The organism is Citrobacter freundii complex sp. CFNIH2, from assembly GCF_002880615.1.
GTDB lineage: Bacteria > Pseudomonadota > Gammaproteobacteria > Enterobacterales > Enterobacteriaceae > Citrobacter_A > Citrobacter_A amalonaticus_F.
In genome coordinates, this window is sequence record NZ_CP025757.1 from 1,882,275 (window position 1) to 1,907,467 (window position 25,193).

Annotated in this window: 25 protein-coding genes, 1 pseudogene and 1 other annotated feature; of the genes and pseudogenes, 18 read left to right on the forward strand and 8 right to left on the reverse strand. The window is 50.7% G+C overall.

All coding sequences use genetic code 11. The features are described 5' to 3' along the window. Nucleotide 1 precedes the first annotated feature (1 nt). The 10 genes from WM46_RS09375 (at nt 2) to WM46_RS09420 (ending at nt 10,034) form a co-directional block, all read left to right on the forward strand. Nucleotides 2-502 (forward strand): RbsD/FucU domain-containing protein, encoded by a 501-nt coding sequence (locus WM46_RS09375; protein ID WP_102602094.1) that lies wholly within the window; start codon nt 2-4, stop codon nt 500-502. Nucleotides 503-514: 12 nt separating this feature from the next. Next, nucleotides 515-1,552, forward strand: a complete 1,038-nt coding sequence (gene adhP, locus WM46_RS09380) for an alcohol dehydrogenase AdhP (RefSeq protein ID WP_061077094.1) — start codon at nt 515-517, stop codon at nt 1,550-1,552. Nucleotides 1,553-1,557: 5 nt separating this feature from the next. After that, nucleotides 1,558-2,730, forward strand: coding sequence for a mandelate racemase/muconate lactonizing enzyme family protein (locus tag WM46_RS09385; protein WP_061077093.1), 1,173 nt, complete (start codon nt 1,558-1,560; stop codon nt 2,728-2,730). After that, nucleotides 2,727-3,677 (forward strand): aldo/keto reductase, encoded by a 951-nt coding sequence (locus WM46_RS09390; RefSeq protein ID WP_102602095.1) that lies wholly within the window; start codon nt 2,727-2,729, stop codon nt 3,675-3,677. Before WM46_RS09385 ends, WM46_RS09390 begins: the two co-directional genes overlap by 4 nt. Continuing rightward, a complete protein-coding gene (locus tag WM46_RS09395) occupies nt 3,674-4,537 on the forward strand; it encodes an amidohydrolase family protein (protein WP_102602096.1) in 864 nt (287 codons plus the stop codon). The genes WM46_RS09390 and WM46_RS09395 overlap by 4 nt, the downstream gene beginning before the upstream one ends. A gap of 69 nt (nt 4,538-4,606) precedes the next feature. Beyond that, on the forward strand, nt 4,607-5,911 hold the full coding sequence (locus WM46_RS09400; RefSeq protein WP_200113120.1) for an MFS transporter: 1,305 nt from the start codon (nt 4,607-4,609) through the stop codon (nt 5,909-5,911). Nucleotides 5,912-5,992: 81 nt separating this feature from the next. Then, nucleotides 5,993-7,162: a lactaldehyde reductase gene (gene fucO / locus WM46_RS09405; protein WP_102602097.1), complete on the forward strand. Its 1,170-nt coding sequence runs from the start codon at nt 5,993-5,995 to the stop codon at nt 7,160-7,162. Beyond that, nucleotides 7,159-8,091, forward strand: a complete 933-nt coding sequence (locus WM46_RS09410; RefSeq protein ID WP_102602098.1) for a dihydrodipicolinate synthase family protein — start codon at nt 7,159-7,161, stop codon at nt 8,089-8,091. The genes fucO and WM46_RS09410 overlap by 4 nt, the downstream gene beginning before the upstream one ends. A gap of 1 nt (nt 8,092) precedes the next feature. Continuing rightward, nucleotides 8,093-8,425, forward strand: coding sequence for an L-rhamnose mutarotase (locus WM46_RS09415; protein WP_187394473.1), 333 nt, complete (start codon nt 8,093-8,095; stop codon nt 8,423-8,425). A gap of 88 nt (nt 8,426-8,513) precedes the next feature. Continuing rightward, a complete protein-coding gene (locus WM46_RS09420) occupies nt 8,514-10,034 on the forward strand; it encodes a carbohydrate porin (protein WP_102603813.1) in 1,521 nt (506 codons plus the stop codon). A gap of 63 nt (nt 10,035-10,097) precedes the next feature. Here WM46_RS09420 and WM46_RS09425 read toward each other — a convergent pair whose 3' ends face one another. Continuing rightward, on the reverse strand, nt 10,098-10,958 hold the full coding sequence (locus WM46_RS09425) for an AraC family transcriptional regulator (RefSeq protein WP_102602099.1): 861 nt from the start codon (nt 10,956-10,958) through the stop codon (nt 10,098-10,100). Between the two features lie 514 nt (nt 10,959-11,472). Between WM46_RS09425 and WM46_RS09430 the strand changes: the two genes are divergently transcribed. From WM46_RS09430 to WM46_RS09445, 4 genes are read left to right on the forward strand one after another with little or no spacing between them, the layout of a single operon-like run. Then, nucleotides 11,473-12,978 (forward strand): BglG family transcription antiterminator, encoded by a 1,506-nt coding sequence (locus tag WM46_RS09430; RefSeq protein WP_102602100.1) that lies wholly within the window; start codon nt 11,473-11,475, stop codon nt 12,976-12,978. Between the two features lies 1 nt (nt 12,979). Next, nucleotides 12,980-13,453 (forward strand): PTS sugar transporter subunit IIA, encoded by a 474-nt coding sequence (locus tag WM46_RS09435; RefSeq protein ID WP_102602101.1) that lies wholly within the window; start codon nt 12,980-12,982, stop codon nt 13,451-13,453. A 21-nt stretch (nt 13,454-13,474) separates the two neighbouring features. Then, a complete protein-coding gene (locus WM46_RS09440; RefSeq protein WP_102602102.1) occupies nt 13,475-14,881 on the forward strand; it encodes a PTS fructose transporter subunit IIC in 1,407 nt (468 codons plus the stop codon). Nucleotides 14,882-14,883: 2 nt separating this feature from the next. Next, nucleotides 14,884-15,744, forward strand: coding sequence for a ketose-bisphosphate aldolase (locus WM46_RS09445; protein ID WP_102602103.1), 861 nt, complete (start codon nt 14,884-14,886; stop codon nt 15,742-15,744). A gap of 59 nt (nt 15,745-15,803) precedes the next feature. Here WM46_RS09445 and WM46_RS09450 read toward each other — a convergent pair whose 3' ends face one another. The 4 genes and pseudogenes from WM46_RS09450 to WM46_RS09465 all read right to left on the reverse strand — a co-directional run bounded on the left by WM46_RS09450 (nt 15,804) and on the right by WM46_RS09465 (nt 18,683). Next, nucleotides 15,804-16,388, reverse strand: coding sequence for a hypothetical protein (locus WM46_RS09450; RefSeq protein WP_102602104.1), 585 nt, complete (start codon nt 16,386-16,388; stop codon nt 15,804-15,806). A gap of 677 nt (nt 16,389-17,065) precedes the next feature. Next, nucleotides 17,066-17,812 (reverse strand): SAM-dependent methyltransferase, encoded by a 747-nt coding sequence (locus tag WM46_RS09455; protein ID WP_102602105.1) that lies wholly within the window; start codon nt 17,810-17,812, stop codon nt 17,066-17,068. Nucleotides 17,813-17,867: 55 nt separating this feature from the next. Further along, nucleotides 17,868-18,415: pseudogene (locus tag WM46_RS09460) on the reverse strand (GNAT family N-acetyltransferase). Nucleotides 18,416-18,425: 10 nt separating this feature from the next. Further along, nucleotides 18,426-18,683: a YjhX family toxin gene (locus WM46_RS09465; protein ID WP_061077081.1), complete on the reverse strand. Its 258-nt coding sequence runs from the start codon at nt 18,681-18,683 to the stop codon at nt 18,426-18,428. 451 nt (nt 18,684-19,134) lie between these two features. On the opposite strand from WM46_RS09465, the gene WM46_RS09475 reads away from it, so the two are divergent. The 3 genes from WM46_RS09475 (at nt 19,135) to WM46_RS09485 (ending at nt 21,549) form a co-directional block, all read left to right on the forward strand. Next, a complete protein-coding gene (locus WM46_RS09475) occupies nt 19,135-19,698 on the forward strand; it encodes a DUF2975 domain-containing protein (RefSeq protein WP_187394474.1) in 564 nt (187 codons plus the stop codon). 13 nt (nt 19,699-19,711) lie between these two features. After that, nucleotides 19,712-19,936, forward strand: a complete 225-nt coding sequence (locus WM46_RS09480; protein ID WP_102602108.1) for a helix-turn-helix domain-containing protein — start codon at nt 19,712-19,714, stop codon at nt 19,934-19,936. Nucleotides 19,937-20,118: 182 nt separating this feature from the next. After that, on the forward strand, nt 20,119-21,549 hold the full coding sequence (locus WM46_RS09485) for an aspartyl protease family protein (protein WP_102602109.1): 1,431 nt from the start codon (nt 20,119-20,121) through the stop codon (nt 21,547-21,549). Between the two features lie 46 nt (nt 21,550-21,595). Here the strand turns inward: WM46_RS09485 and trpA are convergent, their stop codons facing one another. The 3 genes from trpA to WM46_RS09500 all read right to left on the reverse strand — a co-directional run bounded on the left by trpA (nt 21,596) and on the right by WM46_RS09500 (nt 24,337). Next, entirely contained in the window at nt 21,596-22,399 is an 804-nt protein-coding gene (gene trpA / locus WM46_RS09490) for a tryptophan synthase subunit alpha (protein WP_102602110.1), read from the reverse strand. Next, nucleotides 22,399-23,592 carry a tryptophan synthase subunit beta gene (trpB, locus tag WM46_RS09495; RefSeq protein WP_102602111.1) on the reverse strand — a complete coding sequence of 398 codons (1,194 nt, stop codon included), beginning with the start codon at nt 23,590-23,592 and terminating at the stop codon, nt 22,399-22,401. Before trpB ends, trpA begins: the two co-directional genes overlap by 1 nt. A 148-nt stretch (nt 23,593-23,740) precedes the next feature. After that, nucleotides 23,741-23,834: a sequence feature (Trp leader region), on the reverse strand. A 110-nt stretch (nt 23,835-23,944) separates the two neighbouring features. Next, nucleotides 23,945-24,337, reverse strand: coding sequence for a VOC family protein (locus WM46_RS09500; RefSeq protein WP_061077076.1), 393 nt, complete (start codon nt 24,335-24,337; stop codon nt 23,945-23,947). A gap of 288 nt (nt 24,338-24,625) precedes the next feature. Here WM46_RS09500 and WM46_RS09505 point away from each other — a divergent pair, with 288 nt between their 5' ends. Then, nucleotides 24,626-25,150 carry a YbaK/EbsC family protein gene (locus WM46_RS09505; protein ID WP_187394475.1) on the forward strand — a complete coding sequence of 175 codons (525 nt, stop codon included), beginning with the start codon at nt 24,626-24,628 and terminating at the stop codon, nt 25,148-25,150. The last annotated feature ends 43 nt before the right edge of the window (nt 25,151-25,193 follow it).

Sequence of the window (25,193 nt, forward strand, 5' to 3'; positions counted from 1 at the left end):
CATGAGACCCGACAGAATATTACACCCTGAACTTGCCGCCGCGTTAGCCACCTTAGGCCACACCGATATTGTCCTGGTTACCGATGCGGGATTCCCGATTCCGGCGCACGCGAACCGAATCGATCTGGGCTTCTGGCCCGGGCAGATTGACGTCCGGGAGATCCTGCGCGTGCTGCGTAAAGAACTCTTCGTCGAAGAGGTGCATTTTGCCAGCGAAGTCCGCGACTGCCATCCGCAGTTGTACCGCGAGGTACAAACGATCTACACCGGTTCAGGCGCGGAATTTTTCGCCGCGAGCCATGAAACGCTGTGCCACGAAATAGCCCTGCAAGCCAAGCTGATTATCCGTTCCGGATCGTTTGAGCCCTGGGCCAACTTCGCCCTGGTCGCCAGCACCGATCCCTTCGCCTGGTTCACCGACGCGTCTGGCGTACAGCCCCTCCCCTCCTATGTTGCACGGCGCCAGCGGATTGTCGACAACCTCGTACCGGAACTTAACTGACAGGACAGGATGATGAAAGCAGCGGTAATCAGTCAGGCGCAGCCAGGCAAAGTGGAATTTCGCCAGCAGGCCGTGCGGGCGTTAGCCTCCGGTGAAGCGCTGGTCAACGTGGAATGTTGCGGCGTTTGCCACACCGATTTACATGTCGTGCAGGGTGATTTTGGCCCGGTGCCGGGGCGAATTCCAGGGCACGAAGGCATCGGGATTGTCAGCGCCATTGCTGACGACGTGACCAGCCTGAAGGTGGGCGATCGCGTCAGTATTGCCTGGTTTTATGAGGGCTGTGGCGTATGCGAATACTGTGTCAGCGGGCGGGAGACCTTCTGCCGCGACGTGAAAAATGCCGGTTACAGCGTCGATGGCGCGATGGCCGAACAGTGCATCGTCAAAGCGGATTACGCGGTAAAAGTCCCGGAAGGTCTTGATCCCCTGGTGGCCAGCAGCATTACCTGCGCGGGCGTAACAACCTACAAGGCAGCCCAGGTCTCCGGAGTCCGTCCGGGGCAGTGGCTGGCAATCTGGGGAGCAGGCGGTTTAGGCAATATGGCGATCCAGTTTGCCCGCAATGTGTTTAACGCCCGCGTGATCGCCATCGATATTCAGGACGACAAACTGGCACTGGCCAAAGCAAGCGGCGCGGACGTCACGCTTAACCCCAATAAAGAGGATGTTCCCGCCCGGATTCAGGCGTTAACGGGGGGCGGCGCGCACTCAGCAATTGTAGTGGCAGTCGCGCGTTCGGCCTTTAATCAGGCGGTTAATAGCGTCCGGGCCGGTGGCAAAGTCGTGTGCGTGGCCGTTCCTGCCGGTGAACTCTCGCTGAATATCGTCAAGACGGTGCTTGATGGCATCCAGATTGTCGGCAGCCTGGTGGGAACGCGTCAGGATCTGGCGGAAGCCTTCCAGCATGCGCTTGCCGGGCGCGTCCGTCCTGTCGTACAGCCCCGAAAACTGGAGGAGCTCAATGCCATTTTCAAGGAAATGGACGACGGCACAATCCAGGGAAGAATGGTGATTGATTTACGTACCGTACAGCACACAGAGGAGTGAGACGGATGAAAATTACAGGCTGGCGTACGCTAACCACCTGGCATCACTGGGAAAGACCGATTGGTGATGTTAACGGCACCATCGAGTCCGGGGTGACCGAAGTGCCTGTTCTGATGCTGGAAACAGACGAAGGGATCACCGGGATTGGCCTCGGCGGGCATGCCGACATCGAACGTGTCTTCCCGGCGATTGAAGGTGAAGATCCCCGTGCGGTGACCGCACTTTACGATCGCATGCTGGCCTGGGTTTTCAAAAGTGGTCATGCCGGTAACACCTTCGGCGCCATCGGCGTTGTCGACATGGCGTTATGGGATCTGAAAGCGAAGTGCGCGGGAGAACCGCTCTGGCGGCAGCTTGGCGCCAGGCAGGGGTTCGTTCCTGGCTATGCGTCCGGACTGGATTACCCGCTCTCACTGGATGCGCTGGTCGCATTGCATCAACGTTTTGCCGATCGGGGATTCAGCGCATTCAAACTCAAAGGTGGGCTGGACGTTGAGCAGGACCGGGAACGCTTTGCGGCGGTCAGAGAGGTTTATCTGCGTAACACCCCTTCGCCGGTCATGATGCTGGATGTCAATGAGTCAATGAACAGCAAACAGGCTGTCCGCTATATCAATCGTTTACAGGAAACGCTGGATCTGAGCTGGATTGAGGAACCTGTAAGACGCTGGGATGCCGCCGGTCACGCCGCGATTCGCCAGCAGGTAACCTGCGCGGTGGCGACAGGAGAAAACCTGACGGGTATAGAGCAGTACCTGCCGTTGCTGAACGCGCAGGCGGTCGATGTGCTACAGGCGGGAATGTGTTGGGGGATTACCCATTTCCTGCGCGTGGCGAATCTGGCGCAGGCGTTTAACCTGCCAGTCAGCCCCGTCGGCTACAACGCCAACCCCGTTGCCCACGCCGCCGCCTCGGTCGTCAATCATCTGAGTTGTGAAGTGCAGGACCTGAATTTCCCGTTGGGTCTCCAGGTGGATCAACGAATAGAAAATGGCGGCATCCTGTTGGGCGATGAACCCGGACTCGGTATTTCCATTGATGAAACGGCAATTCAGTCACAGCACGATAAGGGGAGCTGGACGATTGCCCAGGGCCCCCATGTCAGACCGGAACGCGCCGGGCTAAGGCTGACGCTCCAGTCACCACAACCCGAACAATCAACAAGGACTACAAAATGAAAACCGTACCGCTGGGCCACACAGGAATTCAGGTCCCCGTTCTCGCGATGGGAGCCGCATCGCTGGGTAGCATTTATCATCCGGTGTCTCAACAGCAAGCCAATGAGACTGTTGCCACCGCGCTCAGTCATGGCGTGAACTACTTTGATGTTGCCCCCTATTACGGACTCACGAAAGCCGAAACGGCATTAGGTGTCGCGCTTAAAGGCGTTCGTCGTGAAAGTTACACCCTCGCGACCAAGGTCGGCCGCTATGGCGACAGCCTCTGGGACTTCTCGCGCGATGCCACCTTACGCAGTGTGGAAGAGAGCCTCACTCGCCTGGGCTGTGATTACATCGATGTCATTCAGTGTCACGACATTGAATACGGAGAGATGTCGCAACTGCTGGATGAAGCGCTGCCGACGCTTCGTGAACTCAAGGACAGCGGCGTGGTCCGCCACGTCGGTATCACCGGCTACGACCTGCCGCTACTCGAACGTGTCGCCTGCGAGCAGAAAGTCGATACGGTCATGGCCTATTGCACATGGACTTTACAGGACCGACGACTGGGCGCCGTAGCGCAGCGGTTGAACAAAGCAGGTATTGGCGTCCTCAATGCGTCCCCACTCTCAATGGGACTGCTGACCCGTTCAGGCGCGCCGGACTGGCATCCGGCCCACGACGATGTCCAGCGCGTATGTCGCCGCGTGTCTGAACTGTGCGACAGCGTCGGCGTGAACATCGCGCAGGTTGCCCTGCAGTTTGCTCTGACAACCGCCGCTGAGCACGGTATTGCGTCCACCGTCATTGGGACCGCCAGCGCCGATAACATGCTTGATAACGTCCGCTGGTCCGAGCAACCGCTCGATCCTGAACTGCTGGACAACATTAACGCCCTGATGGCGCCAGTACTGAATATCGGCTGGGATGTGTTGCCAGGTAACGGCGGGAAGGCGCAGAAATGAAAACGCTCGACAGTCATCTTCATCTCTGGGATCCGGGATTATTGCGCTATGACTGGCTCCGCAACCTGCCAGCGCTAAACCGGGCTTTTTTACCGCAGGAGCTTGCCCGGCATGCCGGAGCGCCGGATGCGGCAATTGTGGTTCAGGCCGACTGCGCGGCTGAACAGGCCATTAAAGAAGTGAACTGGCTGAATCAACTGGCTGATGACAGTCCGATTGCCATAGCAGGCATTGTCGCCTGGGCGCCCCTGGAATGTGGTAACGCCGTCATTCCTTATCTGCGCCAGTTACGACAGCTTCCGCGCGTGGTGGGTATTCGCCGTTCCCTACAGAACGAAGCGCGGGAATGGTTTTACAGCGCAGATTACCGTGCCGGTTTGCTGGCGGCAGTAGAAGAAGGTTTTGTCATTGATATGTGCGTCAGGGCTGCACAACTGCCTGCCCTTTACGACCTGATGACATGGCTCTACGAACGGGCACCGGAGGCTTGCGTGGTCCTCGACCACATAGGCAAACCGGCCATCGTCCGCAACGAATGGCAAGAATGGGTGGAGGGAATTAAACAGTTGGCAACCTTCCCCAACCTCGTCTGCAAACTCTCGGGACTGCCGACGGAGGCCGACTGGGAAAACGGGCAACCGGAACATCTGAAGCCCTGGATACAACAGGCCATCACTACATTTGGCGCACAACGCTGCTTATTTGGCGGTGACTGGCCGGTTGTCGAACTGGCCGGAGGCTATACCCGCTGGAGGAATTGCGTGACCGACGCCATTACCTCTCTGTCGCCGGAGGAAATAAACGCAATCATGGCTGATAACGCCAGGAATATATACCTGAAAAAAGCCAGGAAAGGTTAAAAAAGTCAAATTTACACTGATGTCGTTTATTTCATTTTACCCTACTGTATAAAATTTGAGGAAATAAGCATGTCTGATAATATCAACACATTGCCATCCGGGAAGGCTGCCGATAAGCACCAAACCGACTCTCCCGAAGGCAATATCATGGTCACCGGGAAAAAGAAAAATATTCTTCTGGCTTCCCTGTTCACTAATTTCTTTGTTCTGCTGGCCTTGTATTGTGGTGTTATTTCCGTTCTTTTGCCGAACCATGTCGCGCAAATCGACCCGGCAAATAAAGCCAATAACCTGGCGATTGTCATGACCACGGCCCTGTTGTTTACCATTTTCGCGCAACCCATTGCCGGGGCATTATCCGATCGATGCCGTTCAACCTGGGGCCGCAGATCGCCTTTCATTGTCGGTGGCGCGTTAATCGGTGGACTGGCGATTTTCGGCATCTCAATGATGACAACCATCGCCGGAATTGCGGTTTTCTGGCTGATGGCATCGGTTTCGCTGAACTGTATGAATGGGCCGCTCGCCACCGTCGTGGCAGATAGATTCTTACCTGAAAATAGAGGGATAGCTTCAGGCTTCGTCGGGGCTGGTTCGACAGCGGGCGGGACCGTCGGTATCATCCTCGCCGGATATCTGGCATGGAATCTCCAGTTAGGCTACCTCGTGTTTGCTCTGGCGATCGCTGCCTGCTGTCTCGCCTTTGTGTTGATCAACCGTGAACCGTCGACGCGAGATCTACCGGTAGAGCCCTTCAAATGGGGAACGTTTTTCAAAAACTTCTGGGTCAGTCCACGTCAGTATCCCGATTTCGGTTGGGCATTCTTTGGCCGCTTTGCGATGTATCTGGGCTATCAGGGCGTGGTCACCTATCAACTGTATATCCTTCAGGATTTCATTGGGCTAAGTGTTGAGGAGTCCAACTACGCCATCGGTACGATCTCGGTCATCACGCTGGTCACCTTGCTCTTTTCCGGTCTGGTATCCGGTGTCATCTCCGATAAACTGCAGCGGCGTAAGATTTTCGTTTTTCTCTCCACAATTCTGATGGCGGCTGGCCTCTGTATTCCTCTGCTCATGCCAACGCTGACCGGTATGTATATTTATGCCGCGATTATGGGATTGGGTTACGGGGCATATACCTCCATTGATATGGCACTCATGACTCAGGTATTACCTGGCGGCGGTAAACAAGCAGGTAAAGATATGGGGATCCTGACTATCGCGACGGTATTACCACAATCATTTAGCCCTATATTATCGGCCTGGTTATTAGCGACATTCAATAATGATTATTCATCATTATTTATTGCCGCCATTATTTTTGTCTTTGCTTCATCATTCTTTGTATTACCGATTAAATCGGTTAAATAAAAAATAACGGTTCGCAGGCGAGACCACACTCGGCAACGGGTGGGTGGGCCCTCGCCTGTCCGCAACAAGAGGGACGCTATAATGACGCAACGTATGATATTAAATGAAACCTCCTGGTTTGGGCGAGGTTGCCGCAGCCAGTTAATACATGAACTCACCCGACGGGGTTTTAGCCGGGCGCTGATCGTCACCGACAGCGGCCTGGTCAAATGCGGGATTGTCGGGAAAATTACCACCCAGCTTGATGAGGCCGGTTTTGCCTGGACATTGTTTGACCGTGTTGTCCCGAACCCCGGTATAACCGTAGTGCAGGAAGGCGTTGCCAAATTTCGCGCCAGCGGCGCTGACGTGCTCATCGCCATCGGCGGCGGATCGCCTCAGGACACCTGCAAAGCTATCGGGATCATCATTAATAACCCTGAATTTGAGGATGTTCGCAGTCTGGAAGGGTTCGCTGAAACGACTCGTCCCTGCGTGCCTGTTATTGCTCTTCCCACCACGGCGGGGACCGCGGCAGAAGTCACGATTAATTATGTGATTACCGACGAAGAGCAGCAGCGGAAATTTGTCTGCATCGATCCGCATGACATTCCACAGGTCGCCCTTGTGGATGCGGATTTAATGGATGCCATGCCAGGTTCGCTCAAAGCGTCCACCGGCATTGATGCCCTGACTCATGCCATTGAGGGTTATATCACGCGCGGCGCCTGGGAATTACCGGATGCGCTTCATCTTAAAGCCATTGAAATGATTGCCAAATCGCTACGCAGTGCGGTTGCTGGCGATGCACAAGCAATGGAAAAAATGGCGCTTGCGCAATATATCGCCGGTATGGGCTTTTCCAATGTGGGTCTCGGCCTCGTCCATGGCATGGCGCATCCGCTGGGCGCGTTTTACAACACGCCGCACGGTGTGGCCAATGCCATCCTGCTGCCTGGGATCATGGCATGGAATGCGGCCTACACCGGAGAAAAATACCGCGACATCGCACTGGCAATGACCATTCCCGACGCCGCCACGCTACCGCTGGAACAGGTACGACAGGCTGTTGTCGATGCGGTCTGTCAACTCAATCGTGATGTTGGGATCCCCGCATCACTGCGTGAGATTGGGATGAATCAGGACGATATCCCGCAACTGGCGCTGGCCGCGTTTAACGATGTCTGTACCGGCGGAAACCCACGCCAGGCCACGGTCGAGGATATCGCCGCACTCTATCAGCAGGCTTTTAACGGAGCGAACGTACAATGACACAACAGATAACCCCACCCGTGTTCAGCGGGGTGATTCCTCCCGTCCCAACGCTTTTCACCGCAGAGGGCGAATTCGACGAAACGGCGCAGGCGACGCTAATCGAACACCTGATCAATTCCCCTGTCGACGGGCTTTTTTTCCTCGGCAGCGCCGGGGAGTTTGCCCATATGTCGCGCGAGATGCGCCAGGACGTCGCTGCTTTTTGCACTCGCCAGGTTGCCGGCCGAAAACCCGTGCTAATCGGTATTGCCAGTTGCGGAACACAGGAGACGATTGAAGCCGGTCTTCATGCGCAACGCCTCGGCGCGGATGGTGTGGTCGTCGTGAACCCCTGGTATAACCCGCTCAGTGAAAGCAACCTGCTTCAGCACTTCAAAAAAGTGTCTGAGGCGCTGTCGGTGCCGATCATTTTGTACAATTTTCCCGCGCTGACCGGGCAGTCTATACCGGTATCGATTATCAAAGCCCTTGCCGTCGACTGTCCCAATATTGTGGGTTTGAAAGATACGGTAGATACGCTTTCCCATATCAGGGAGACGCTCCATGCGGTAAAACCCGTACGTCCCGATTTTGCTGTCTTCGCCGGCTATGATGAATATCTGCTTGGCACATTAATCCTCGGGGGAGATGGCTGTATTCCTGCCAGCGCTAATTTTGCGCCGCAACTCACCTGTGGGATCCGCGATGCCTGGCATGCGCAGGATTATTCCCGTGCCGTGGAACTGCAACAGTCACTGTCATGGATCCCTCCCCTCTACGGGTTGGATCTGCCCTTTTATAATGCCGTGAAATATGCGTTACAGCTTATTGGCCTGGACATTTCTGTCCATTCATTACCCCCCGCGTCGCCACTGACCGTAGAAATGGAAATAGAAATTGAAAATATCCTACGGCGCGCGGGTGTAATTAATAAGGAGCGTCAGTAATATGAACAAGATTCGTCGTTTTGGCTGCGTGGTTAAAGTCCGCCCCGAAAAACTGGAATATTATAAGGAGCTTCACGCAAATCCCTGGCCTGAAGTCAATGCCATGATTAAGGAATGTAATCTGCGTAATTTTTCCATTTATTATAAAAATGGGCTGCTGTTTAGTTATCTGGAATATACCGGTGATGACTATGAAGCCGACCAACAAAAAATGGCGGCACACCTCAAAACACAAGAGTGGTGGCGGGAAACTTCACCCTGTCAGATGCCGCTGGAGGGGGAACCCGAAGGCACGCTATGGGTAGAAATGGAAGAAGTATACCACCTCGACTAATACAAAAATAATAATACTGATTCTCTGCGCTTTCTGAAAGCGCAGAATTCCCTGTACCTTAATAATGATAGAAATCTCCGAGAACAATATGAAAATTACCTCTATGACCTGTATCAGCCTCGGTTTAATTCATCTTTTCACCATCCCGTACGCTTATTCTTCGCAAAATTTAAATATAGAAGAACGGCTGTCCCAACTGGAATTGCGTTTGCAAAAAGCTGAAAGCCGGGCCGCACTGGCCGAACAACAAAATGCCCAACTGGTTAGTCAATTAAAGCAGACGGAACAAGAATCACAGCAGGCGATAAAAACGGTGGAGGGCCTGGAAGCCCGCACCCAACGAATTGAAAAAATAACCCCCGATGAAGATGACTATTTTGAGCTGCATGGTTATGCGCGTGCCGGCATAATGACCAATCATAATGCCCGCCACACTCAGGGTGGTCCGTTTATGACGCCTGCCGGACAAACGGGCGGTGCGATCGGCCGTCTGGGTAACGAACCGGATACGTATGTTGAAGTCTATCTGGAGAAGAAAAAGCGGCTGGAGAACGGCGCAACAACCCGATTTATGACAATGATTGCCGATCAGCAAAAAAGCTATAACGACTGGACGGCGGATTCCAGCACGCTGAACGTAAGCCAGGCCTTTGCTGAAATCGCCTCGCTTCCAAGTTTTACGGGTCCCTTCAAGGATACGACGCTATGGGCCGGTAAGCGTGTGGATCGCGACAACTTTGAAATCCCCTGGCTGGATTCCAAATTCGTCGCGCTCAACGGCACGGGTGGCGGTATTTATGACATCCGCTGGACTGATAACATCCGCAGTAACTTCTCCTTCATTGGTCGTAGTTTTGGCGATGTGGACGTCGTCAACAATGACGTTCAAAACTATGTTCTGACAGCCAACAACTATTTTGGCCCGGTGCAATTGTTCATCAGTGGGATGCAGGCAAAAGACAATGAAGCGCGTGAGACCTTAAGCGGATATAAAGTCTTCAATGCGGCGAACAAAGGCTACACCGCGCTGTTAGGGTATCAGGGTGACAGTTTTTATGGCCTGACCCAGGGTGAAACGCGCAGCGTGATCTCATGGGGACAGGGTCTTGGCGCAGAAGTGAAGAACATTGGTACCGATCCGGCGTTACTGTCTGATGCAAAAACGTTACGTCTGGCCAGTTATGGCATCGTCAATCTTGCGCCTGACTGGGACTTTGCGCCTTCGCTGTTAGCCCAGCAAAGTGCCGATCGCTATGTGAAAGGCGATGATTATCGCTGGATAACCCTGAACGGACGACTGATGCAGAACATCACGCAAAACTTCGCGCTGGGGTACGAAGCCACCTGGCAGTATATGGATCTCGATCCCAATGGCTATCAGCAATACCAGAAGGTGAGCGGGAATTTTTACAAGCTGACCTTTGCACCGACGTTCCGGCCTGACGATATTTCGCCCTTTTTTACCCGTCCTGAATTACGCGTTTTTGCAACGTGGATGAACTGGGATAGCGATCTGGATAAATACAGCCCAAATGACACCTTTGGTCAGAAAGGTTTCACTTCAGGCGATGAGTGGACATTTGGCGTTCAGATGGAAACCTTCTTCTGATGCCGGGCGAACGGTTCTACTGCGGTAAAACCGTTCGCTTTTCTGAAACGGACTGAACGCTGCTTACAGCGATTTTTCCCGTCGGCGGAATTCACTGGGTGAAACGCCGACCGCCCGATGGAACTCACGCGAAAAATGCAGTTGATCCTGATAACCTACCTGACTGGCGATGCTTCCAATTGTGGCATCCGTTTCGACTAGCAGGCGACGCGCCTGAGACAGGCGGTAATTTTTCAACCATCGCAGCGGGCTTTGATTAAACGTCTCCTGAAAGAGACGAAAAAGCTGGGATTTACTCACCTGGCAATAGAGCATAAATTTATCAATATCCCACTCGTCGTTATAGTGACTGTGAATTTGATAAATCAGGCGACCTAATCCGCGATGCGTGATCACCGGTGAAACTTCATTCTCATGACTGCGACTTTCCAGAAGAGTGTAAATTAATTTCGAGCACAACAGATCGCAATGGGCATCCGCGACCAGAGTATGGCTTTTCATCAGACCAAATAACTGATGGTAAATATCGGTTATTTCATCTGGCGATTCGAACTCAAATACGGGTTGGTGAAGGACGTTAAGAAAATTCATAATATTGTCCATCTTCGAACCGTCAATTCTTAACCACAATATCTCCCAGGGATCGGCGCTGTCCGGAAAATGTTCATGCGGCATCCTGACAGGGAGCCAGACCAGACTTCCCTCCCTCACTTCGTATTTTTTATTCTCCAGGCAAATAACGCCTTTCCCCTTGAGACAGAAAATAAGTTCATGTCCCACGACAGACTGACGCTGGATATGGAAATTCGTTCCGGTCAATATATGACCAGCCCGTAATACCCGATAATTTACCAGTGTAGAAAAATCTTCTGATTCCCGATACCAGTTTTCAATGACCTGTGTTCGCTGCGGCAGTGAACTCATATGCCATACTCCGAAAGGGTTGGTACATTTTAGACTAATTAATCCATTGTAAGATAACAAGAGGAAATGATGGCCAGAGGTGATTTAATTCTTTGACTCAGTTCACAAGATTAAGTAACGATAATATTATATCGTTAACTCAGCATTTTCTCTCTTAAAAAAATGACATTACACGCCTGCCATCCGTCATCATAAAAAAAAGAGCGGATAAAATCATTAATTTGGTTTAGGAAGCATTTATATTTATCGTCTTTTTGTAAATAATTCTGCAAGATGAATTAACAAAAGGATCATTATTCTCATATCGCTCGCTTATTCTGCCACGTTTTTATCGTCTTCTTTTCGCTTAAGGACGGTTTCTTACAAATGTCTGCGTATAATGACGCCTCTACCCTGTTATCTGCTGTTCATTATGATGGTTTACATACGTTCATCTCCTGGTATTTTCCTCTGTCATTCGAATCGCTATAACTAACATCAGTAAAGCCCCCACTTATCATCGAAGGAGCGGTTAATGAAAGTGCTAAGCAAAAGACAAATATCACTGGTCAACCGTTTAGCTCATGAGAATGGGTGGCTGACCACCGCGCAAGCCGCGAAGATGCTCAATATTTCTGTCAGTACGCTCAGACGAGACGTCGAAGCCATTAATCTTTTTTTCGCTGATAAAGATAGCGTCATACTCAGTCGCCCCGGTTTAGGCCTGAAACTTGATGCGCATGATATCGTCTCGCTGCCCGCGACCTCCGGTGATGAGCATGTTGTGAACATACTAAAAAGTAAAAGACTGGTCGGTATTGCGACCGATTTACTGACACATTCACCCTCACCGCTGTCCATCAGTTTTTTATCAGAAAAATACTTCATCAGTCGTTCTTCTATTGTGGAAGATTTAAACAAGATAGAGCGCTGGGTCGCATGCTTTGCTCTGCTGATGGTAAAAAACCGTACGGGAACATTTATTGAAGGCACGGATTATGATATTCGCAAGGCCCTCAAGGAGATCATTACCCATAGCGTTTTATGCAACTATCAAATGACGGACAGCAGAATCGACAGATTCTCCCGGGTGCAACTGATCAATGAATTTGGCCAGGACAGCGTCTCCAACTGTATCAATCTCATCACCTATATAGAGGATGAATTAGGGTGTGCCATTAGCGAACCCTATTACACCAATCTTTTCTCACATTTGCTGGTCACGATCCGACGAATGGAGAAGAGAAATAGCCGCCCACCTAATGACCCGGTACAGGCACATAATAGTAAGGAATGGCTGATTGCTGAAAAAGCCATCATCTGGCTTGAGCAAAAATATGCCTTCACCTTCCCGGCAATTGAAGTGAACTATATCTATCAATATCTTGTTTCATCCGGGAAACATCCCGAGCATACCGTACCATCAGCCAGAGGGCTGCACGACAAAGAAGCGCTGGATTATGCAATCCAACTCACCAGCCTACTCTCTCAGTCGTTAAAATGTGATTTGATCTCTGACCAGACGTTGCTGAACTCGCTGGTGATGCATATTAAGCCGATGCTAAATCGTCTGTCTTTTAGGATCATCATCCATAACCCATTACTGGACGAAATAAAGAAAGAGCTTTCCCCCGTCTTTGTTGCGGTCAGAGACGCGACACTGACGATGAATAAGAACAGTAAACACGATCCCCCGTCTGAAGATGAGGTTGCCTATTTAACCGTGTACATTCAGGCTGCCATTGAAAAGGTAAAAGAAAATAAGAAAATCATTCTTGTCTGTTCAAGCGGCGTAGGAACATCTCAACTTCTCTATAGTCGGATTACCAAAGCGTTTCCTGACTGGGAGATTATCGATATTGTTCCTGGAAGCAGACTGAAAAAAACACTGGCTGAGAAACAATGTGACTTAATCATTTCAACCATACGGATAGAGGAAATGATGATTCCTGTAGCCTATGTTTCCGCGCTGTTTTCAGCCAAAGACATTATTCGGGTGACGGAAACCTTATTCGCCGAACGCCATATCCAGGAGAAATAGCATGTTAGATAAAATAGTGATCAGCGATCTGTTAAGTAAAGCCTGCGTTATTACTGACATGCAGGCGACAAGCAAAATAGATGTCATTGAGCAATTGACCCAGTCGCTTTGCGATGAAGGCATTATTGATAATAAACAAGGGTTTATTAACGATGTTCTTGCGCGAGAATCCCTGGGGTCGACCGGTTTTGAAAATCAGATAGCCATTCCACATGGCAAGTCCCGATGGGTGAGTGAAACAAGAATAGCCGTTGCCAAACTGAAGGATACGGTCGATTGGGAAACAATGGACAGTTCCGATGTAAAACTGGTTATTCTTTTTGCGGTAAAAGAGGCAGACAGCGGAGCGGGACATATCAAAGTTCTGGCTCGTATATCTATAGCATTAGGGGATGATGATGTTGTTGAGAAATTACTTAATGCCAGTTCGCAAGAGGAACTCTACCGGTTAATTATTAATAATACCGGAGAGTAGTTTCTTCACAAGGAGAATAAAATGAAAATAATTGCGATTACCGCCTGTCCAACAGGTGTTGCACATACTTACCTTGCAGAAGCCAATCTTAAAAAGAACGCCCTTAAAAAGGGTATCCCTATCCTTGTCGAAACGCAGGGTGCTGTTGAAAGTGAATATATTTTTACCGACGACGATATCCGCCAGGCCGATATTGTTTTAATTGCTGCGGATAAGGTCATCGACCTTAGCCGCTTTCATAACAAAAACATTATTCGGGTTTCAGTGACGCGCGCCGCGAAAGATGCGGCAGGCTTACTGGATGAGATTATCTCCGGGGAATTACAGCCTGAGCGACACCTTGAATCCGGGACTGAGCAGGAACCGTCCAAAGCCGATAAAGATAAATCGCTTATTTCTCAGATTTATATTCATCTTATCACCGGCGTTAATCTGATGATCCCGTTCGTTGTTGCGGGCGGCATTCTCATCGCACTGAGCTTCTCATTTGGTATTACGGCGGCAACGCCCGGCGATGCCAACTTCAGCCCGCTGGCAAAAATGCTGTCGGATATCGGAGGCGGTGCCGCCTTTGCGCTGATGCTCCCAATCCTCTCGCTCGGGATCAGTAAATCGATCAGCGGCAATATGGGGATCGTATCCGGCGCAGTAGGCGGCATGATGGCCATACAAACCGGGTCAGGTTTCCTGGGGGCTTTGCTGGCAGGTTTTTTAGCCGGTTACGTCACACTGGTTATCGTTAAATACATTAACCTCCCCAAATCCGTCGCAGGCCTTAAGCCTATTTTGATCGTGCCATTGTTGAGCGTGTTTATTACCGGCGCACTGATGGTGCTGGTTATTGGCGAACCGATTAAGTTTCTTCTCGACTCGCTGACATCGTTCCTCGAAAACCTTGGCAATACCAATGCCGCAATTATGGGACTGCTAATCGGCATGATGGTGGCCTTCGATATGGGCGGCCCACTTAACAAGACCGTCTGCATGTTTGCCATTGGCCTAATGTCGACAGGTATCTATGAGCCTATTGCTGCCTGCATGGCGGCAGGTATGGTCCCGCCATTGGGCATTGCGCTGGCCACCACGTTATTCGGTCGCAAATTTACCCGTCAAGAAAGAGACACCGGGAAAGTGACCTATGTTCTCGGGCTGTCCTTTATCACCGAAGGCGCCATTCCCTATGCCGTTGCCGATCCGCTCCGCGTGATTCCCGCCATCGTCGCGGGATCCGGGTTGGCTGGCGCACTCTCTATGGCGTTGGGATGTGCGTCGAGAGCGCCACACGGCGGCGTTTTCGTGATGTTCATTCCCAATGTGATTACCCATGTTGTGGCCTATGTCGTTGCTATCGCCGCTGGTGCGTTACTGACCGCCATTATTCTGCGTTTTATTAAGAAAGATTGCCCTGAAACTGTACAGGAGATGTAACCATGCTTATGAATATGAAAGATCTGTTAGCCGTCGCTCAACAACATAAATTCGGTGTCGGGGCTTTTAATATCGCTTCAGCTGAATTCGCCAGAGTGGTTATCGACGTTGCAGAAAAACTGCGCTCCCCGGTTATTCTTGAAGTGCATCCGGACGAACATGATTTCACCGGTGATGAATTTATTTACTATCTTCGGGAACTGGCCATTAAAGCAACGGTGCCGGTGGTCATTCACCTTGATCATGGACAGACCCTTGAGCAGATTATGCGGGCGATACGGACCGGCTATACCTCGGTGATGATCGACGCGTCGGCCCTCCCGCTGGAGGAAAATATCGCCATCACCCGCCGTGTGACCGAAGTGGCGCACGCTGCGGGTATTTCCGTCGAAGCCGAACTGGGGACTATCGGTGTGGCACAGGGCAGCGGCGAGGGAGGCCATGCTGAAATACTGTATACCGACCCCCAACAAGCCGAGCAATTTGTTAACGAGACGGGGGTTGATACGCTGGCGGTGGCGATTGGCACATCACACGGTTTATATCCGGCAGGAAAACAACCAAAACTGGATATCGAACGGCTGAAAGCCATTAAACAACGCTTAAGCATCCCGCTGGTTCTCCACGGGGGGTCGGGAAATAAAGATGAGGAAGTCGCAGAATCCATCCAATACGGTGTCGGCAAGATCAACATTTCCAGCGACATGAAGAAAGCCTTCTTCGTTGCCCTGGAAGACGAGCTGAAGTCAGGCAGTCACGAACCTAATGCCTTATTTATCAAGCCAATGGAATCTGCGAAAGCTATCGTGGTTCACAAGATGAATTTATTCTCATCTATCGGCAAAGCCGCACTTTACCGTTAAAAGACCAGCACGTTACCCGCAAAAAGGGAATCCGTAAGGATTCCCTTCCCTGTTACGTTTCAGTGTCCGTTGATCGTCTCATTCATTTCTGAACCTGGTGGAAAATCCGCCGCGGAAAGAACAATATTCAGGCCTCGGGGCCGGAATGTTGTTGAATGAATCAGCATATATTTATACCAGCGAAAAAATAACCGCTTATCCCTTACGTTAATACGTTCAAGAATACTGTACAACCTTGAGTATATCGACTTCTGGCTCAACCCCAGATATTGCGAAGCGTCAGCATAGGTATCCAGACAAACAATCGCATTGAGCGTGTGTTTATCAGCCCGATTCATCTTCGCCATAAACTGGCAAAACTCACACGTCTGAACGCCACTGTTATCCTGCGCATCCCTAAGTTTTTCAATAATCAGATTAATAGAATCACAATAATTTATATGTTGTTTCAGGAACAAATTGTCTTGTTTGTCTGAAATACTCACTAATGTATATTCAGCAACTATGGCGCAACAGCATCGTGTTTGTACCCACATTGCAGGAAGAAAGCAGAATGGTTTCCGATCTGTCGGCCTCGCTGCCAGATTTTTTATTTCACTCAGCGCAAGAGCGATCAGTGGAGAAATTTTATCATCGACAACCACGTTATCCCTCCTTGTGTCGCTATTCGCAAATATACACTTAACTTAAAAAAAACTGCCAAATGATATAACTGTTCAATCTAATACATCATGATAGGAAACAACTATCACTATTCTTAATTTTATCGACAAACTAGATCAGATTATTAACAATAATAGACATATATACATAAATATCAATCAGATACAAAAACCAACAAACAATGCAATTCAATAATAAAACCAACAAAAAAGAAACAATAAATTAACTTTTTAACATGTAATATTATTGAAAAACCAGGATTATTTAATCACTCCTTAGGAAAATAAATAAATCACCACATCAATCTTAGGAATTATCAAAAATACATTTTAAGAATCTTCTGAAAAGAGGGAATAATCCTACAAAAACAAGGATGGAATAATGTTAATTATCAATAAAAATTAGTTAACTTAATTGGAAACAAGCCTCCACTTTTTTGGGATTATTAAAAAATTATTATAACCACGTCACAAAAACAATCCATTTGTATTGTTTTAACGATTAATTGCTGACGAGTCTGACCTGACATCGTGGTGGGACGGAAAGGAAGAAAGCTTCAGGTGGATAATTAGTTAATACGGGTCGTCGCTTTTCGCCACGACGCTTCTCTTCTGGGGAGAATACGGCATAGCCCTCAGGCTATACCGTATGACTTACTTTATCGTGCGATTAACGCAAATACGCCCCAACCGAAGTATTCCCGGGCGTATGTGACGTGGCGTTTAGGCGCTATCGTCAACTCCGCCCGGACTTCATCGGCAAAATCATCCTCTGCGTTAGCCTCTAACCAACGGCGCATCGTCAGCCATTTCGCCGCTTCATATCGGTCCCAGCCCTCCTGATCTGCCAGTACCATTTCCACAACGTCATAGCCGAGTTCGTCGAAAGAAGCGACGAGCCCAGGAAGGGTGAGAAAATCAGCCTTCGACGAAACACCACAGGCCTGGGCGATCTCTTCCGTCGCGGGAACCTGACGCCACCAGGGTTCACCGATCAGTATCATTCCGCCAGGCTTGAGGCTTTTTGCCAACAGCTCGACACTTCCGGCAAAGCCACCAGCAATCCAGGTCGCGCCAACACAGGCCGCCACGTCGCATTTTTCGTCCGTGACGTAACCCGCCGCGTCGTTATGAATAAAATGGACGCGTTCGCTGACGCCGAGCTCTTCAGCACGTTGTTTTGCCTGCGCGGTGAAGAGCTGGCTCATGTCGATACCGGTACCGTTAATGCCGTAATCGCGCGCCCAGGTGCAGAGCATCTCACCTGAACCACTGCCGAGATCAAGAATGCGCGCCCCCGGCTTCATGCGTAACACCCGGCCCAATGTGGCGTACTTTTCCGGCGTGAACGGGTTATGAATGCGATGTTCGCTTTCGCTAATCGTAAAAATACGTGGGATATCCATTAGTTAATTCCTTTCATTGAGTTGCGAATAAGAGAGCGTTCAGTCTGATTGCTATTCACGCCAGTGCTCCGGTTTCATTAAGGCCTGCGCACATTGAATGTCGCCGACACGATCAAGGGGTTGTGCAGAGAGGGACTGCATCATCCAGCAGGCCTTATGTTCCTCCGCAATGGGGTAAGGCGCGGGATAGCCTTTGTCTCCTGCGCAGGGTTCGAATCCATGTCGCGGATAGTAAGTGGCATGACCGAGAACAAAAACGCACTGACATCCCATCGACCGTAAGTGTTCTAAACCGGTACGAATCAATAATCCGCCCACGCCCTTCCCCTGGTATTCAGGTATGACCGCCAGAGGAGCCAGGATATGCATCAGCGGCGAATTCATTTCTCCTTTAAAGGTCGCCCGGGTAAACAGGATATGTCCGACGGCTGTACCTTCCTGCCTGGCCAGCAACGATAACGTTGGGCGCGCGGTGTCGTCCTCGAGCAAAGAAGCCACCAGGCAGGCCTCTTTACTGTAGCCAAAGGCGCGGGTTTCGACTTCCCGGATGTCGTTGGCATCACTTTCATCGGTGATATGAAAAGTGAAGTTGCGTGTTGTCATAACACTCTCCTTAGCGGTTATCTGGCTGAGCACGAACGTTGTTCAGCCCGGTGGTATTAATGCGGTACGGCTGACCATTAACGGATTTGATCAGCTTTTTGGTTTTGAGTTTTTTGAAGACGGCGAGTGTACAGTCGGTGAGCAGCAACCCTTCGCGGCTGTAGCATTCAACGGCAGTGACGCGGCCTGACGCATCGCGGACGTGCGTAATACGTCCACCTTTGGCGAGAACGTGTAAGGTACGTTGTTCCTGACGGGATAAATTCATACTGGAAAACCTGTTTAATCATCATGTGCAAAACGTGCAAACACACAGCGGTGTCCGCATTCGATTTCGGCGCATTGATAATCAGTCCGGCCTGGAAAGGTCGGGGAAACTGATTATCAGATGATTACATTCTCCAGCATCAAAGCCTCGGGTTGAGTTGAAAGGTATTTACGGTGTGAATGGTAACACGTAATTTCAGCAGGGGTATATGCAGGTCGGAAAAATGTGATCGCCGTCCAAAACGCGATCCCGTCCACAGTTATTGCGGCGTCTTTACGTCACCCACCGTTCTTCTGGCAGGTAAAAATGAAATAACATTAACCCATTGACATATAATGATTATTTTTTATTTTCTTGATTTTTATTAAAGTAAAACAATAAAAAATTATTGTTTTACTTTAATTTTGTGTATTGTTTGCACTATCACGCAATGCTGACTCACAGAGGTTCTATGTCCACTGATGCACTGGCGCAACTCAGCCAAAGAATGGTCACGTTCACCATGATGCTGTTGATTGCTATCGTTTTGCTAAATTCGGTTACCCTGTTTTTTCCCGCCTTATCATTCTCGAATGAGTTCTACGGGATAACGCTGTCTCTCACTGACCAGCGGCTCTCTGCGCTCAATATCAACCTGCAGACGCTGCCATGGTGGCAGGCTGCGGGTGCCGGGGTCATCAGCCTGTTGGTTATGGCTCCACTCTGTTACTGCCTGTATCAGCTACGATCGCTGTTTCAGGCTTATGCCCGGCGGAACTATTTTTCCGCCCGTTCGGCACAGCATATGAGCAGAGTCGGCGCCTCACTGGGGGTCTGGACTGTGATGACCCTGCTTGCGGATCCGGTGACCAGTTACTGGTTGACGATGCTTCACCCTGCGGGAGAGCGTGAAATACTGATCGGGTTTGAGCTCCATCATGTCGTCTGGTTTTTTATTGCGTTGTGCGTGATGGCAGTGGCTAAAATACTGGAAAAGGCGAGTGCTCTTTACGAAGAAAATAAACTGTTCCTTTGAGGCGGTAACTGTTATGGCAATCATTGTTAAACTGGATGTGTTACTGGCCGCAAGAAAAGTTAAATCAAAGGAACTTGCTGATGCGATTGGAATTACAGAGCAGAATCTGTCGTTAATAAAGCAAGGGAAAATTAAAGGCTTTCGATTTTCTACTCTTGATGCCTTGTGCAAATATCTTGATTGTCAACCAGGCGATCTGTTCAGTTATATTCCCGTTAAAGAGGACAACGGAGATTAATCGCCCGATTCAGTCCTGATATTGCATTTCTGCCAGTCTGAATAAACACCGCGGCTTGCGGCGGTGTTTGCTATTGGAAAAAAACCGTGCCGCCCTACCCTGGTTTCGATTTCTGATGATGACAATACAGGTTTACGACCTGCATAACTACATGATTATTATAGCTGAAAGGAGCATCAATTATGTTTATACGGATAATAGCTACCTCCATTGCCCTCTGTTCTGTCTCTTTTATTCCCTTAGCCATGGGGGAAACTGAGAATATATCTCAAGACGTGAGAACGCCGGAGAATATGGCTGATGAGCGACTAAATCGCGCGGATTATCGGGATATGATCGCTTCCAGAACGACTCGTCTTGCCGGACACCCCACGAACAACGCCCTGCGCTGGGATATTGCGCAGGATGAACGGGTGACAGGCAATCTCGATAAAGCCGAGGAGTATCTAAAACCTTTATTCGATGACCCACTGTACAAGGACGAGGCGACCTATACGCAGGGTGTGATTCGTTATTTGCAGGGCGATTATGCGCAGGCGGAAACGCTTTTCCGCAAGGCTTCAAAGGATCTGAGAAGTCAGGTTCGACTGCTTTACGTCTATTACCAGACGGGCCAGTATGCGAAAGCGAAAACGTTGTTCGACGATACACAACGGAAATCACTCAGTGAGAATGACCGCGCCCTCCTGAGTTTAATGAATTCCTATGGCAGTGACCAACCTTACCGTCCAGTGTGGAAAGCTGAGCAATCGGTATTGCCCTTTATCTCCATGAATCATCTACCGGTGGTCTCCGTCAGGGTGAACGGGCAACCTGTGAATGTCTTCATCGATACCGGCGCCGATTTATTTGTGCTCAACGCCGCAATGGCAAAGAAACTGAATCTCGAATTGCAGGCCAGTTTTACGGGGACGTATGCCGGAGGAAAGACGGCAGAAACCCATTATTCACGACTGCAATCATTAGATTTGGGAGAGGTCACGTTGCATGATGTACCTATTGATATTGCGGAGTTCCCGGACTCATGGGTTTTTACAGATGAAAAAACAGGTGAAAAAATTGAAGTCAACGGTATTTTATCCACCGGTGTATTTCACCAGTTCCTCACTTCGCTGGATTATCCACAACGCCAACTGGTACTGATGCCCAGAAATAAAGAGAGTCAACGCAAAGTCGCCGCCGACGGCGGTACTCACGTTCCCTTTATCCTGGAAGGAACGCATTTCATGATTGTCAAAGGCGCAGTTAATGGTAAGGAGGATATGACCTTCTTCCTGGATTCCGGTCTCGACGATCCAGATGCCGCTATTTTGCTGCAGAAAGAAGCATTGAATTACGCCGGGGTGAAATTGCAGGATGGGGATCACGCGATTCCGGATAACGACCAGGGGGGACTGGGCGGCGGCGGGTTTGCCGTAACCCGTCTGCCCATCGACAGTATCTCGGTTGGCACATTAAATCAGAAGGGTTCAACAGGGCTTTACGGTGTATTACCAGAAGAACTCTACTTTACCGAATCCGGCATGATTCTCGACGGCTTTATCAGTCACCAGTTTTTAAAACACTATAAATGGACCATCGATTTTGACGCAATGGTGATGACATTCCAGTAACGGGATAGCCTGCCGATACGGGCAGGCTATGTTAACTGCCTTACCGCTAACGCGTTGCCGCTTTCATGCTCATCACAAATGCGTTTAACTCAGCCAGCATCGTTTCCTCATTATCACTATTTTTCTCAATGATCTTGACGATGGCAGAGCCAGAAATGGCCCCCGTCGCACCGGCACTGATTGCGTCCGCCACCTGATCGGGGGTGGATACACCAAACCCCTGTAGTGTCGGGGGAGCCTGGTACGTGTTCAGTGTGGCGACCAGATGCTGCAGCGGTTTTGCGGCCTGCCGTTCGGTCCCCGTGACCCCGGCACGGGAAAGCAGATAGGTATAGCCGCGACCGTGAAGGGCTATCTGCTTGAGCAGTTGATCTTCGGCATTCGGGGGACAGATAAAAATGGGCGCAACGTGATGATGCATCGCGGCCTGACGGAACGGCGCCGACTCTTCGAAGGGCACATCCGCCACCAGCACCGAATCCACCCCGATACGCGCGCATTCGGTATAGAACGCCTCAATACCACGGTTGAAAACCAGATTGGCATACACCAACAGCCCTATCGGGATCGTCGGATGTTTCTGGCGAATCGTCGCCAGCATCTCAAAACACAGGGTCGGCGTAACGTCGGCAGCAAATGCCCGCAGCGCAGCATTCTGAATCGTCGGCCCATCGGCCAGCGGATCCGAAAAGGGGATCCCCAGTTCCAGTGCATCGGCCCCTGCCGCAATCAGAGTATCGATAATTCGCAGCGACTGCGCCGGGCCAGGATCGCCGATCATCACAAAGGGAACAAAAGCGCCTTTTCCACGGGTTTTAAGCTCAGTAAACAGGGTGTTATAGCGTTCCATCACATTTCTCCTCGTGCGTGCAGAATATCGTGTACGGTAAAAATATCCTTGTCTCCCCGACCTGAGAGGTTAACCACCAGCAACTGCTCTTTGTCAGGATTTTCACGCATCATTCTCAGGGCGTGGGCCAGCGCGTGTGAGGATTCCAGCGCCGGAATAATGCCCTCTTCCCGGCTGAGGATCTTAAAGGCCTCCAGCGCTTCATCATCAGTAACGGAAACATAATCGGCGCGCCCGATGCTGTTCAGGTATGCATGCTGTGGCCCGACGGAGGGGAAATCCAGCCCCGCCGAAATGGAACAGGACTCAATGATTTGCCCCTCATCCGTCTGCATCATCGGCGATTTCATGCCGAAATAGATGCCCACGCGACCGTGCTTTAACGGTGCGCCATGTTCGCCCGTTTCAATGCCATGACCTGCCGGTTCCACACCGATCAGCCCGACGCGCGGCTCATCAATAAAGTCAGCAAACATGCCAATCGCGTTCGAACCGCCGCCGACACAGGCGATCACCGCATCCGGTAAACGGCCTTCTTTTTCCAGAATCTGTACCCGGGTTTCTTCCCCTATCATGCGCTGGAACTCACGCACGATGGTCGGGAATGGATGGGGCCCCGCCGCCGTGCCCAACATGAAATGCGCCGTTTCATAGCTGCCAGACCAGTCGCGGAGCGCCTCGTTAGAGGCATCTTTCAGGGTAGCCGAACCACTGTGCACCGGGATGACCTCTGCGCCCATCAGACGCATGCGAAAGACGTTTGGCGACTGACGCTCGATGTCCTTCGCGCCCATGTAAATGCGGCATTTCAGGCCAAGCAGCGCACTGGCGAGGGCGGACGCCACGCCGTGCTGCCCGGCCCCGGTTTCAGCAATAATTTCCGTCTTCCCCATTCGCTTTGCCAGCAATGCCTGACCCAGCACCTGGTTGGTTTTGTGCGCCCCGCCGTGGAGCAGATCTTCACGTTTGAGATACAGCGTCGTGCGGGTTCCTCGGGTGAGATTGCGACACAGCGTCAGCGCGGTAGGGCGTCCTGCATAGTTTTTCAGCAGGTCAGTAAACTCGGCCTGAAAAGCCGGATCGTTCTGTGCGTTAACAAAGGCGTCTTCAAGCTGTAGCAGGGCGGGCATGAGGATTTGTGGAACATACATCCCGCCAAATTCGCCGAAGCGAGGGTTGAGTATCGTGCTCATTGTGGCTCCTTAATAACTGCGCAGTGCCTGAATAACCGGGCCTTTTCCCTGCTCTGGACTCTGCACGTGAAGTGAATTCAGTGACTGCGCAGCACTGGCTGGCTGCATTCACGCGGTAAGACGCTCCGCGTATGACAAAAATTTGGGCAAAAAAAAGCCCGCTCATGGCGGGCCGGGTATCGGTGTGCAGACTGCAGACGTGACGATACTGCCCGTTAACGGGAAGTGCGCCACCAGCTGTGCTGAGTCATCATTGAAAATGTCATTACCTGATACCTGTATAATTAATCGTGTTGTACTAGTTAACTAGTTCGAGAGAGTGAAGTCAACACTTTCGTTGCATAAAAGGTGTTCAGCATGCGTTTGCATAGTAGACAAACGCCAGCTTATTGCCGTCGGGGTCTCTCACATAGGCGCTGTGAAAGCCTTGTCCATACTGCGGTCTGTGACCCGGCGCGCCTTCATCCGTGCCGCCCAGGCGAAGAGCGAGCGCGTGAAGTTGCTGGATATGTTCGACGGATCGGGCATTCAGCGCCACCATCGCGCCATTACCGACGCCTGCGGCCTGGCCATCAAAGGGTTTGCCAACGCACAGTCCGGTGGTGTGGTTTTCACTGAACATCCCCCATGATGCGCCCTCTTCGCCCCGGCCTGCTTTCGGGTGTCCAAGCAGTTCCATTAATGGATCGTAGAAACCGATCGCACGTGGCAGATCGTTCGTACCCAGCATGATGTAAGAAAACATACTCCCTCCTCATTTGATGTCGCAGGGATTATCCGCCTGATATCCCCCGCAGGCTTCACCGTCAGGTTACGTGTCGCCTGACTAACATACCGAACAACGGCGGGTCATTAAGCGCGTCAGATCAATAGAACAGACCAATACCATAATGAAGATTGATTGAACTCATATCCCCGGCGATCGCCGTTTTGCTAGTCTCTGCGTATCGCTTTGCCGGTAAGCAGGATGGCAGCGCTGGAATTTTTTGCATTACTGCACCTTTTACCCCCCATTATGTATGGATTAAATAAGATGGATGAGAATGCGGTTCTGACATTGCTCAACGAGCTGGGTATACCTTATCGGTATGTTTCACATCCGGAGGTGAAAACGGTCGCCGATCATCTGAGTTTCGCGGCGACGTTTCCGGCGCAGTTGCTCAAAAACCTGTTACTGAAAAACAGCTCGGGTAAACACTTCTACCTGTACATCCTTGATGGCAATCGCAAGGCGGATCTGCGTGAATTAGCGCAGCAACTTGAGGAATCGCGCCTGTCTTTCGCGTCGCCAGGCGAGTTGATGGCAACCTTAGGCGTCGAACCCGGCAGCGTGACGCCTTTTTCTGTCGCCTGTCACAGTAAAAGCAACATTCAGATCGTCCTCGACGCCTCCGTTTCTGCCACACAGCCTCTGGGATTTCATCCTCTGGTTAACACCGCGTCGGTATGCATTTCCCGATCGGATTTATTACGGCTGTTGGCATTTTACGGTTATTTTCCGACAGACATTCAATCTGGTGACATACTCCGGTTTAAGCGTGAAGTGCTTTCATCCTGACTGGTGAGTCTTAAGTAGCGATGTGAATAAACGCTCTGGTCCA

What these genes read in the sequence shown, in the direction of transcription:
- WM46_RS09375 (WP_102602094.1), top strand. Translation starts at nt 2, where the DNA reads ATGAGACCCGACAGAATATTACACCCTGAACTTGCCGCCGCGTTAGCC.
- adhP (WP_061077094.1), top strand. Translation starts at nt 515, where the DNA reads ATGAAAGCAGCGGTAATCAGTCAGGCGCAGCCAGGCAAAGTGGAATTT.
- WM46_RS09385 (WP_061077093.1), top strand. Translation starts at nt 1,558, where the DNA reads ATGAAAATTACAGGCTGGCGTACGCTAACCACCTGGCATCACTGGGAA.
- WM46_RS09390 (WP_102602095.1), top strand. Translation starts at nt 2,727, where the DNA reads ATGAAAACCGTACCGCTGGGCCACACAGGAATTCAGGTCCCCGTTCTC.
- WM46_RS09395 (WP_102602096.1), top strand. Translation starts at nt 3,674, where the DNA reads ATGAAAACGCTCGACAGTCATCTTCATCTCTGGGATCCGGGATTATTG.
- WM46_RS09400 (WP_200113120.1), top strand. Translation starts at nt 4,607, where the DNA reads ATGTCTGATAATATCAACACATTGCCATCCGGGAAGGCTGCCGATAAG.
- fucO (WP_102602097.1), top strand. Translation starts at nt 5,993, where the DNA reads ATGACGCAACGTATGATATTAAATGAAACCTCCTGGTTTGGGCGAGGT.
- WM46_RS09410 (WP_102602098.1), top strand. Translation starts at nt 7,159, where the DNA reads ATGACACAACAGATAACCCCACCCGTGTTCAGCGGGGTGATTCCTCCC.
- WM46_RS09415 (WP_187394473.1), top strand. Translation starts at nt 8,093, where the DNA reads ATGAACAAGATTCGTCGTTTTGGCTGCGTGGTTAAAGTCCGCCCCGAA.
- WM46_RS09420 (WP_102603813.1), top strand. Translation starts at nt 8,514, where the DNA reads ATGAAAATTACCTCTATGACCTGTATCAGCCTCGGTTTAATTCATCTT.
- WM46_RS09425 (WP_102602099.1), bottom strand. Translation starts at nt 10,958, where the DNA reads ATGAGTTCACTGCCGCAGCGAACACAGGTCATTGAAAACTGGTATCGG.
- WM46_RS09430 (WP_102602100.1), top strand. Translation starts at nt 11,473, where the DNA reads ATGAAAGTGCTAAGCAAAAGACAAATATCACTGGTCAACCGTTTAGCT.
- WM46_RS09435 (WP_102602101.1), top strand. Translation starts at nt 12,980, where the DNA reads ATGTTAGATAAAATAGTGATCAGCGATCTGTTAAGTAAAGCCTGCGTT.
- WM46_RS09440 (WP_102602102.1), top strand. Translation starts at nt 13,475, where the DNA reads ATGAAAATAATTGCGATTACCGCCTGTCCAACAGGTGTTGCACATACT.
- WM46_RS09445 (WP_102602103.1), top strand. Translation starts at nt 14,884, where the DNA reads ATGCTTATGAATATGAAAGATCTGTTAGCCGTCGCTCAACAACATAAA.
- WM46_RS09455 (WP_102602105.1), bottom strand. Translation starts at nt 17,812, where the DNA reads ATGGATATCCCACGTATTTTTACGATTAGCGAAAGCGAACATCGCATT.
- WM46_RS09465 (WP_061077081.1), bottom strand. Translation starts at nt 18,683, where the DNA reads ATGAATTTATCCCGTCAGGAACAACGTACCTTACACGTTCTCGCCAAA.
- WM46_RS09475 (WP_187394474.1), top strand. Translation starts at nt 19,135, where the DNA reads ATGTCCACTGATGCACTGGCGCAACTCAGCCAAAGAATGGTCACGTTC.
- WM46_RS09480 (WP_102602108.1), top strand. Translation starts at nt 19,712, where the DNA reads ATGGCAATCATTGTTAAACTGGATGTGTTACTGGCCGCAAGAAAAGTT.
- WM46_RS09485 (WP_102602109.1), top strand. Translation starts at nt 20,119, where the DNA reads ATGTTTATACGGATAATAGCTACCTCCATTGCCCTCTGTTCTGTCTCT.
- trpA (WP_102602110.1), bottom strand. Translation starts at nt 22,399, where the DNA reads ATGGAACGCTATAACACCCTGTTTACTGAGCTTAAAACCCGTGGAAAA.
- trpB (WP_102602111.1), bottom strand. Translation starts at nt 23,592, where the DNA reads ATGAGCACGATACTCAACCCTCGCTTCGGCGAATTTGGCGGGATGTAT.
- WM46_RS09500 (WP_061077076.1), bottom strand. Translation starts at nt 24,337, where the DNA reads ATGTTTTCTTACATCATGCTGGGTACGAACGATCTGCCACGTGCGATC.
- WM46_RS09505 (WP_187394475.1), top strand. Translation starts at nt 24,626, where the DNA reads ATGGATGAGAATGCGGTTCTGACATTGCTCAACGAGCTGGGTATACCT.